The sequence below is a fragment of the Candidatus Baltobacteraceae bacterium genome (genome assembly GCA_036559195.1).
In the GTDB taxonomy this organism is placed as follows: Bacteria; Vulcanimicrobiota; Vulcanimicrobiia; order Vulcanimicrobiales; family Vulcanimicrobiaceae; genus JALYTZ01.
On the sequence record DATBTN010000042.1, the window covers coordinates 39,258 to 48,929 of the forward strand.

General features: G+C 59.8%; 9 protein-coding genes and 1 pseudogene. 3 read left to right on the forward strand and 7 right to left on the reverse strand.

Annotated elements, in window-relative coordinates; genetic code table 11:
• Position 1: 1 nt before the first annotated feature.
• Genes VIG32_05295 through VIG32_05305 form a run of 3 tightly spaced genes read right to left on the reverse strand, consistent with a single transcriptional unit; the run spans position 2 to position 2,990 of the window.
• Entirely contained in the window at positions 2-841 is an 840-nt protein-coding gene (locus VIG32_05295; protein ID HEY8297418.1) for an NAD(P)-dependent oxidoreductase, read from the reverse strand.
• Between the two features lie 7 nt (positions 842-848).
• Complete coding sequence (locus VIG32_05300; protein HEY8297419.1) at positions 849-2,207, reverse strand: amino acid permease; 1,359 nt, start codon at positions 2,205-2,207, stop codon at positions 849-851.
• A gap of 45 nt (positions 2,208-2,252) precedes the next feature.
• Complete coding sequence (locus VIG32_05305) at positions 2,253-2,990, reverse strand: hypothetical protein (GenBank protein HEY8297420.1); 738 nt, start codon at positions 2,988-2,990, stop codon at positions 2,253-2,255.
• Between the two features lie 218 nt (positions 2,991-3,208).
• Here VIG32_05305 and VIG32_05310 point away from each other — a divergent pair.
• Positions 3,209-4,065 (forward strand): annotated as a pseudogene (locus tag VIG32_05310) (class I SAM-dependent methyltransferase).
• 344 nt (positions 4,066-4,409) lie between these two features.
• Here the strand turns inward: VIG32_05310 and VIG32_05315 are convergent.
• A complete protein-coding gene (locus VIG32_05315; protein ID HEY8297421.1) occupies positions 4,410-4,637 on the reverse strand; it encodes a hypothetical protein in 228 nt (75 codons plus the stop codon).
• A 970-nt stretch (positions 4,638-5,607) separates the two neighbouring features.
• Between VIG32_05315 and VIG32_05320 the strand changes: the two genes are divergently transcribed.
• Positions 5,608-5,910 (forward strand): hypothetical protein, encoded by a 303-nt coding sequence (locus VIG32_05320; protein ID HEY8297422.1) that lies wholly within the window; start codon positions 5,608-5,610, stop codon positions 5,908-5,910.
• A gap of 367 nt (positions 5,911-6,277) precedes the next feature.
• Here VIG32_05320 and VIG32_05325 read toward each other — a convergent pair whose 3' ends face one another.
• Positions 6,278-7,126 (reverse strand): Crp/Fnr family transcriptional regulator, encoded by an 849-nt coding sequence (locus tag VIG32_05325; protein HEY8297423.1) that lies wholly within the window; start codon positions 7,124-7,126, stop codon positions 6,278-6,280.
• A gap of 279 nt (positions 7,127-7,405) precedes the next feature.
• On the opposite strand from VIG32_05325, the gene VIG32_05330 reads away from it, so the two are divergent.
• The gene (locus VIG32_05330; GenBank protein ID HEY8297424.1) at positions 7,406-7,894 is read left to right on the forward strand and encodes an ATP-binding protein; all 489 of its coding nucleotides are present in this window, start codon (positions 7,406-7,408) and stop codon (positions 7,892-7,894) included.
• A gap of 94 nt (positions 7,895-7,988) precedes the next feature.
• Here VIG32_05330 and VIG32_05335 read toward each other — a convergent pair whose 3' ends face one another.
• A complete protein-coding gene (locus tag VIG32_05335) occupies positions 7,989-9,074 on the reverse strand; it encodes an ankyrin repeat domain-containing protein (protein HEY8297425.1) in 1,086 nt (361 codons plus the stop codon).
• Between the two features lie 413 nt (positions 9,075-9,487).
• On the reverse strand, positions 9,488-9,672 hold a 185-nt coding region (locus VIG32_05340), incomplete at its 5' end, for a hypothetical protein (protein ID HEY8297426.1).

Genomic DNA, 9,672 nt, shown 5'->3' on the forward strand with positions numbered 1-9,672 from the left:
ATTAACTTTTAGCGATAGCTGCCAGGTCCTGGTCGCCGAATCCCCGCTCTATTGCATAGCGAAGTCTGCTTTCAATCGCCGCGATAATAGGCAGGCTTCGATCGTTTGCCGTTTGCAGCATCAGCGTTGCGTCTTTGTGCGCCATCTCAAGCGTCCACGTGGGCTCGTAATCGGCCTGCGACATGCGCTTTCCGCGACCGGTAATTTGTCCTTCGGGATGGTAGAAATCGAAGAGCGTGTAGGCCTCTTCGCGGGTGACGCCGCACGCTTCGGCCAGGCTGAAGACGTCGTTTAATCCGCCGACAACTGCGAGAATCATCGCGTTGCCCATAAGTTTAAAAATCGAGGCGAGATCCACACGCGCACCCAGATAGCGAACTTCGCCGGTCATCGGCGCGAGCGAAGGGTGCAAGGCCTCGAAATCGCCCTTCGGCCCGGAGGCGAGCATCGTCCCGGTAGCCTGTTCGGCCTGGGGCGGCCCCATGAACACCGGCGCGTGGAGGAACGTGTATCCCGCGTCGTTCAAGCGCTTCGCGCGATCCAGGACGCCGCGCGGCGTGACGGTTGTGTGATCCACGATCGGCGTCTTCGGCGCGATGCCCGGGCGAGCGGCGGCAAACGTCTCGTCGACGGCCGCGTCGTCGCGCAGGCACAAATGAACGCGCGTCGCGCCGCGCGCCGCCTCTGCAGCGCTGCGGAAGGCCACGGCACCGCACGCTTCAAGCGCCTGCGCTTTTTCGAACGTGCGGTTCCAGACGTGCACGGCGACGCCGCGGCGGCGAAATGCCCGAACGAAGCCCGAGCCGAGCATGCCTGCTCCGTAAAACACAATAGTTTCCATGCACACTCTATACCCCGCTCGGCCGGCCTTTCATCGAGACCATTCTTCGAACGACGACCGCGTAGACGACTGCGCCGACGACGGCGACCAGCACCGCATAGATCGAATCGCGCGGATAGATCGCTATCTCCGATACCACGACGCCGATGACCGCGACGACGAGTAGAAGCGTCGTCCAGGGATGACCGGGAACGCGAATCTGCGGCGGTGCCAGCGCTGCGTCGCGCTTTCTCAGCACGAACAATGCAACGGCCGCGAGCGCGATAAAGCACCACACCGGCAACGTGACCCAATTGATGATCTGTGCGAACGTTCCGCTGGCGGCGAGCACGGCGGCCATCGCGCCGTAAAGGGCGATCGCGACCACGGGAACGTGTGTGCGCGGATGCACCCACGCGATTTGACGAAAGAGCATGCCGTCGCGCGCGAGTTGAAAATAGATCCGCGGCGCCAGCAGAATCGAGGTACTCATATAGCCGAGCGTGGATATCCCGATGGCGATGGCGATCAAACGCGAGCCCAGGGGTCCGAATGCGGCACGCATGACGTCGGCCGCGGGCGTTGTAGACGCCGCCAGGCCGGCCGCGCCCAGGACGCGCAGGCAGCCGGCATTGACGAGCAGATAGACGACGACCACGATGCCGACGCCGAGAAGCAAGCCGCGAGAAACGGTTCGCACGGGATCGTGCACTTCACCGGTAATGTAGCCCGCCGATTGAAACCCGACGTAGGCAAAAAGCACCGGCAGCATGGCGACGCCGAGCGCGCCGAGGAGTTGGACCGGCGAGTGAAATGCCGCCAGCGGCGCCTGTGCGGGCAACGGGTGCGCCGCGAAACCCGCAACGATCAACGCGGCGATCGCGCCCATTTTCAAAACGACGAGAAGGTTCTGCCAAGCCGCTCCCTGTCGAACGCCCAAAATATTGATGAGCGTAACGCAGGCGAGCGTGATGACCGCGACGAGTCGCGAGTCGGCGGTGATGCCTAGAGCCGGTATGACGTATCCGGCGAAGAGCGCGGCCGAGGCCGCGGTTGCGCCGCTGTACATCAGCCAAAAATCCATCCACACGAAAACGAAACCGACGCCCGAGCCAAAGGCGTCGCGCAAATAGGCATAGAGGCCGCCGTTTTCCGGGCGTCGCGAGGCGAGTTCGGCAAAGACGAAGGCGCCGATCAGTGCGAGAACGCCGCCGGCGATCCAGCACGACATGATAAGAACCGGCGAATGGGCGCGCTGCGCGACGACGGCGGGATTGCGGAAGATCCCCGAGCCGATAACCGAGCCGATCGTAATCAACGTAAAGTCTGCGATGCCAAGGCGGCGCTTGAGTCCCGGCGTGCTCTGCGCTGTGGTGGGATTCGCCATATGCGCCGATCTTCAGTTGTCCGAAGAGTGCTCCTGCACGCAGGATCAGGGCTTGTTGCAATCCGACCACGCGAGATGTGGCGCGTCGTCAATAAGGCGTAGAGCCCGGCCGCGCGGTGTCGGCGTCTGGAGCACCTTTTCGATTCGCCCAAGGTTTTGGCGGCTTAACCCGCCAGCTTGAAAGATCGAACGTAAGGTATCGGAATCGTCGGAGACAGTGCAGGGCTGAACGCGTCTTAAGAGATCGAGCCCGCTTTCAAGGCGAGCCATAGCGGACTCGTCCAAGCGTTGCCACATAAGATACACGCTCGCGCGTCGACCCTTATCGTCGTTTGCGCGGAGAAGCTCCGCGTACTCCGCGCGAACCTTGGGATCGTGAATATCCGAAAGCGCCGGGCATATCGCGCCCCTAAGTTCCCGCGGCGGCGGTGGGCATGGCACGACCGGCACGTTGTTGGGATCGAGAGCATTGTAGTTCGGATCGTAGGAACGCTCTATCGCCGCGGCGATTTTCGCATAGCCGTACGCGAAACGCCGCCGATCGACGACAAAGCCTTCGACCGTGAGAGAGTCCAAATCGAGTGACGTATCCATGTCGGCAAGGGCGGTCTTTACATCGGCGGGATCGTGCGTCAGTTTAAATCGGTCGAGCTGCTCCAGCGCGGCGTTCACGTGAGCGTGGATTTGGCTATCAGGCGGCGTGGCCGCACTCACGGGCAGCAGAAGAAGCAAGACGAATGCGCCAATCGCGATCGACGCCTTTCGAGCGATAGTCTCAAGCATCGTTATCTTCTACCCCATTTGACCACGCTTTTGATTTCGCGCGGTTATGCGGACTTTCCGGGTTCGACCCATTACCGACAAGGGCGATCCAGCAAGCTCTCGTACTCCGACCTCGTTGTCATGATTTAGCTAGAGGATGTTTGTTATGAGGATGCTAGCTGCCGTCGAGAAAACAGCCAGGTTGCGTGCGCCGAGAAAAGGAGCCGTTTCGGGCCATCATGCATGACAACTCTGCCGTTGCGCCGGAGTCGACCGCGGAACGCGTCGCCTTGTGGCGCGCGCTGCACGCACACATCGACGCGCCTCCGCATGTGTTCGAAGACGTTGTCGGTCTTAAACTTCTTTCGCCGAAGGAGGGTTGGCGCGAACGGCCCGACATGGATCCGCAACGTGCGGGCTCGTTTCGTGCGTCGATTGTGGCGCGCGCTCGATTTATTGACGATCTGGTTGAAAAAGCCGCGGCTCGCGGGGTACGGCAATATGTGATGCTCGGTGCGGGTCTCGACACTTTCGCGCAACGTCGACCCGTATCGCCTCGCACGTGAAGATCTTCGAAGTCGATCAACCCGGTCCGCAGGCGTGGAAGAAACAACGACTGAACGAGCTCGGCTTCGGGATCCCGGAGTGGCTGCGGTTCGTGCCGATCGATTTCGAGTCGGGTACTTCTTGGTGGGACGCGCTGCTCGCAGCCGGTTTTAACCGCTTCGAGCCGGCCATCGTCGCGTGCACGGGCGTGAGTTTGTACCTAACGCAAGATGCAATTGTGGAGATGCTGCATCACATCGCAGCGCTCGCGCCGGGCTCCACGTTCGCGATGACGTTTGTGCTCCCACTCGAATTGGTCGAATCGCGAGAACGTGCCGGATTTGAGGCGGCGATCGACGGGGCGCGTGCGAGCGGAACGCCGTTTGTCAGCTTCTTTGCCCCAACTGAAATCGTCGCACTGGCGCATGGCGTCGGCTTGAAGGAGGCAGATGTCGTGACGGGAGCTGCACTCTATCAGCGTTACTTTGTCGAGCGCAGCGACGGCTTGCGACCGGGAAACTCGGAACAGTTCTTGGTTGCGACGACGTGATGTCAAATGTCCAGAATCGCCCGGAGTCCCTCGGCAATGAGCTGCATCGTGGGTTCGTCTAGGGATCCTAGGGCACTCCCAAACAAACGCGAGCGATCGATCGCGCGAATTTGGTTGCACAAAACGAGACTGTCCTTTAGTGTTCCGCCTTCGCCCCGCCGAACGAAGACGTTTAGCAGATTGCCGTCTTTGTTGCGTGCGTCCGCAAGCGGGCATACGATCGTAATAGGCGATGACGCATTCGCGGAATCTCGCTGAACGATGACGGCGGGACGGGTTTTCGCTTGCTCGCTGCCGCACACGGGATCAAAAGCGACGCGCCAGACTTCACCACGTTGAAGCACCTAGTCCGGCAACCCGTCGAGAAGCGTCGGGTCCCAATTGGCCGCAGTAGCTCGGTCGTCATCGGCGTTCTCTCGACAGATACGAGCGATCTCCGCGTCCTGCAGGGCGCGCCTCCGGGTTTTTGCCTCGGCCACGGCGGCTTCTACCATGAAAACCGTGCGATTTTTGCTCACTGAATCAATGAGCCGAAGCTCGGTCTCGCCAATAAGCATGGATATTTTGGGCATACAACTAGTATAGCGATAATATCCATATCGAGCAAGTTGACGGGGCCAGGCCTTGGTTTTTGCATGGTCAACTACGGAGCGCCCGACCGGCCTTAGCGTAGAGGCGGCTTGCGCCCAAGTCGAATCACGCGTTCTTGAGCGGGCGTCGTTTTCCGGCCGCGACCGCCGTGCAGGCTTTCTCGATTCGTTCTTTACGGGTCTCGGGCTGGTTAGCCGAACCTATCCAACTGATGAACTCTCTGCGCTCGATTGGCGTAAGATCGCTCCATCGTGCCTTTGCTGCCGGCGTAGCCGTAAGCGCTTTGTGAAGATCGAGCGGCACGATCGAGAAACAACAGGGGCGTCGCTTACCGGCGGCAACCGTCTCGCAGGTTCTCTCGATCCGGCGTCTGCGGGTTTCCGATTGTTTGGCGCCGTCTATCCAACTAATAAAGTCCATGCGCGCGATCGGCGTAAGATCGTTCCATCGAGCCTTCGCGATCGGCGCGGCTGCGAGAGCCCTGCGAAGATCCGCGGGAACTACGGGCTCTGATTCTTTGTCGGTCGATTGAAGATTCGCAGTGCCCATTGCTTAAATGCAAGCCCAAGATTACGGAAGCAGTTTGAAAGTTGCGTTGCCCGAGACCGTGACCGTCGCGAGCCCCGCGACGCCCGGAGCGAACGGGTTGATCGTCACCGCTGCCGGCTTGAGAAGATCGAGTGCAGCACCCGCATGAACGGACCGGAATCCGCCACAGCCGCCGGACTTCAGTTGTCTTGGCGCTGATCCTGCTCTCATCGAGGTCGATAACAATCGGAGAGGGCGTCGCAATCGGTTAGTTGGTTGCTAAACGTAGTGAGAAAGAAGCCGGGGTCCACTTTTTCGGGCCTCTCGTATGCACGGCATCTGACCGATGCTGTCGCCTCCTGGCTTTACAATAAGGACACCGTTTCCCCGCTCGCCCTGGAGGAGATCTAGACCTTGGACCCAGTGCGCATCCACGTCACCCGGCTTGGCAACGGCTACATCGCGGAAAGCCAAATGGACATCGCGGCCGTTGGTGCAACAGCCGAAGAAGCCGTTGAAAACGCTCGTCGTATGGCTATAGATCTGTTCGATTCATTTTCGACGCCGTATCCCGCGACCTTGATTGTTCGCATCGAAGAGCCGCATCGCGACAGCATAGCAATGCAGTCAATGGGAACGCCATTCTCATTGAAGGAACTGGGCAAAGAGTTTGGATCATACTACTTCGACTCTGCCGGCAATGACCACTCGCCAACGCGTCCTTAAGCGCTCTTTTCACGGTTCGCTGGCGAGGCATCCGTCTGAATTTACTGCGCTTCACGGCGCGGCGATGTCGTGCTCGATCTGTCGACGACGGAACATCTGGACTGCTCGTGCCTTGGCGTGCTGATCGGCAAGCTGCACCAATGGAGGGAGCATGATCCCGAGACGCAGCTGCGCCTCCTTCATGTCGCACCGCGTTTGGCGCGGATGCTTTCTCTTGCGAATCTGGATCAGCTATTCATACTCGATTGATCTGGCTAGAGCCGACTATCAGATCTGCCTGTTGCTTAGCAAGCCCGGTCGCCGCGACATCGTGCATTGGGAACCGCGCGTCGCCGACGCCCTCCAGGACGCTGCCCAGATTAATACATTAATAGGTGCTGCCGGCGTGACCGTCTGAGCTGGGACTCGCGGACCCATCCTGTCTCTTAGTAACGAGGCGCGCGTCGGCATCCATGTCGGCCGTCTTGCTAATAGAATACCCCATGATGCCCTTCAGCTCGTGTTCCACGGTATCGTAACACTCGCAGGACGCCGATTCGAGTCCGCTCCGATTGCGTATGGAAATGTGCCCGCGCGAGTACGAAATAAACCCAGCTTCTTGTAGAGCAGACGCAGCGATGGTTACGCTGCCACGTCGAACCCCGAGCATTTGCCCCAAGAATTCTTGAGTCAACAACACAACGTCGCCTTCAACGCGATCGTGCGCCATTAAAAGCCAGCGGGCGCATCGTTCGTTGGCCGGATGATGGCTATTGCACGCGACCGACTGTGCAAGAGCAATGGTCGTTGCGTATGCGTAGCGCTCCACGTACGCTTGGAGTTCCGGCTCGCTTTGGAGCGCCGCCCGAAAGTGGTCGGCAGATATGCACTCCGCCGAATCTCCCACTTGCACGTTGGACCGGTGTCGTGCGATGGATTGACCGAGCGCCACGGTGTGACCGGACATACCTTCGCGACCGACAATACCGATTTCGACAGTTTCGCCCTCGCGCAGATCCGCGACAACCGAGATAATGCTGTGGATCGGAAAAAACAGCGCGTCCATCGGTTCACCCGCCGCGTAAATCTCGCGCGTGTGCTTTAGCGACACATGCTGAAGGTGCGGATGAAGAGCCGCTCGCGCGGCCGCTGGCATTTTATCCAAAAAGACATTGCCCGTTGTGTGAGTTGGCGAGAAAGCATCCGCCATCGAGATCACCACTTTTGCCAGCCTCATAGGTGACTGGCGATTCGGGGATTGCTCGATTAGGGTCCGACCGATAGGTCTATGATTAGACCGGCGACCGCGCACCTTTTTCACAAGTACGGCGAGGTTTCCGAGCTTCGAGTAATCTCGGTGCCGGCCTGCCGCGAAGCCGAGCTTTGGCAGAAAGTGGCCACCACTATGTATGGAATCGTGCTTATAGGGTAAGAAGTGGCGGAGCGGCCCGGCAACCCCACGAGGACACCGTACAACACAGAGGCCCGGAAAGGTCCGGAGGCCTCGGGGGCAACAATGGAATGGCAGTTTCAAGCAGCTGACGCAAGACTCGCCCTTTACGCGCGACACGGGTTTTTGGATGCGTTGCAGCAGGCGTGCACATCGGAGTCCGATTGCAAAAGCGCCGAAATCGCCTTTGGCGAGCTGGTCGCAAACGTTGTGCGACACGCGCCCGGGCCCATCGAAATTACCGTAGAGTCCGACGCGCACGGCCTCGTGACGCTCGACGTCTGCGATTCGGGCGCGGGCTTCGTGCTGATGCACTCTTTGCCGCCGAGGAACAGCGAGTCCGGGCGCGGCTTGTTTATTGTCGCGCAACTCTGCACGAACCTGTCATCGACGCGATTGGTAAGTGGAAACAAGGTGAGCGTGGTGCTGCCGGTCATTGCTGCGGTAAGCGATCTTCACTTGGCGGACGACAAACATGCGCCTGGAGCGCCCGAAGAATGCGGAATGGTTGAGGAACGACCTGAATGCCGTTCATTGGCTGATGGAACCCAATAAGTATTGCCCGCAGCTCGGAGGCCAAGAACGGTATCAGCACGACGATTTTCACTTGTGCGTAGGACCTCTAAATGGACAATTGCTTGGAATCGCGTCAAAGTTCGCGAAGGTAATCTGCGATGGCGGCGTGTCCGAGATACTCAGCCCAATCCAGCGGCGTACGGTTATAGCGAATATCCTTGATGCTCCGGTCTGCGCCGCGCTCGACCAACAGCCGCACGACCTTCTCTTGGCCCGAGGCCACCGCTTGGTGCAGCGGCGTGGCGTGCGAGTGTGCACCGACAGGACTGAACCGGTTCACGTGAGCGCCGGCGTCCAATAGCAAGGTAACGAGGTCGGCATGACCGTGGTTGGCGGCCACCGCGAGGGCGGCGTCGAGCTGCTCCGCCGTGGCCGTCGCGACCATCGCGCGCGCGTCGTCTATTCTTCCGAGCGCCGCGGCAACCGGAAGATCGAGCGTAGCGCCGCTCTCAAGGAGCGCTTCGACAGCGGCGAACTCGCCGTACAGCGCAGCAATGCGCGCTGCGGGTGTGGGATCCGCACCGTAGCTGCAGAGCAGCGCGACCAAATCGAGCTGAACGCCGTATCGGCGTGCGACAAGGCTCGATGCGACAAGTTCGAGAGCGGAGTCCAGGCCGGCGCGATCGTCGGCCGCTCCGGCATCTAAGATGACTCGTGCGACCACGGCGATGTTCGGCGGAAGCGTTCCATGCCGCGTGGGATTCTCGGCGATAAACTCCAAAAGCGCCGGATTGGTGAAATAGTTCGAGCCGGGAAGGGCGACGTGCTGGCGGACGAGATGGGGATGCCCGTGCAGCCATGCGCGCAGTTCGCCGGCGCGTCCAGCGTCCAGCAACTCGACGGCATGCCGAAACGCCGGGTCTTTTATACGCTCATGCGTCGGCGCCTGTAGGTCTTCGCGGTCTGGAGCCTCGATGTAGTCCTTGAGCTGCGGCCAGCTCGGAAAGCCGTACTCGCGCGCGATCGTAAGCTGTGCGTCGCTGAGCTTGAATATTGACTTCGCGATCTCCGCGTCGTTTGCGCGGCGAAACCGAGGATGAAACTCTCGGATCCGTTGGGCCGCGGCCATCGTACCGGCGCGATGCGCGTCGAGGAGATCCTTCGCCTGTTTCTTGAGATGATCCAGGCTGGGACGCGTGGGAAGAAGCTTTGTGGGCATAACAGACTTCCTTTCGTTGTTGCGCCCGACGTCCGCATAGCAGGCAGAAAGTCCGTTATGAATCGATTCGTTTTACGAGGGTGGGCTCTGCCCTTTCCGCGGACCGGATGCGCCCCTAGCGCTCGACATCCAGAGTACTCGACCCATAGCTCTTTTCCTCGTATGGCTGTTGAGACGTGATTGAGAATATCCCACGGTTTACTGGGAACGGGTACATATCGCTCCGCCTTGTCGGCACCAATCCCGTCGGCGAAGACGCAATTAAGCTGACCTTCGTTACTGAGTGAGCGGGACGCGTGTGTTTGGGCATTGCACTACAGACATAACGCGCCCCGACGATGCCGGAGCGCGTTATTGCATTGTCCAAGCTTAAGCGTGTAACATTTAACGAAACACGCGGATATTTTTAACTTTTAACTACACCCGCTCGTGGAACCGCAGCTGTCGCATTTTTCGCAGGAGCCGTTGCGGACCATCGTTAGTTGGCCGCATTCGCCGCAGGCGTTTCCAGTGTAGCCTTTGGCTTTGGAGGCGGTGATCTCTGAGGTTTTGGTCATCGTCGCCATTGCCACGTTTGTAGCCGCTCCGGTCGACGGCG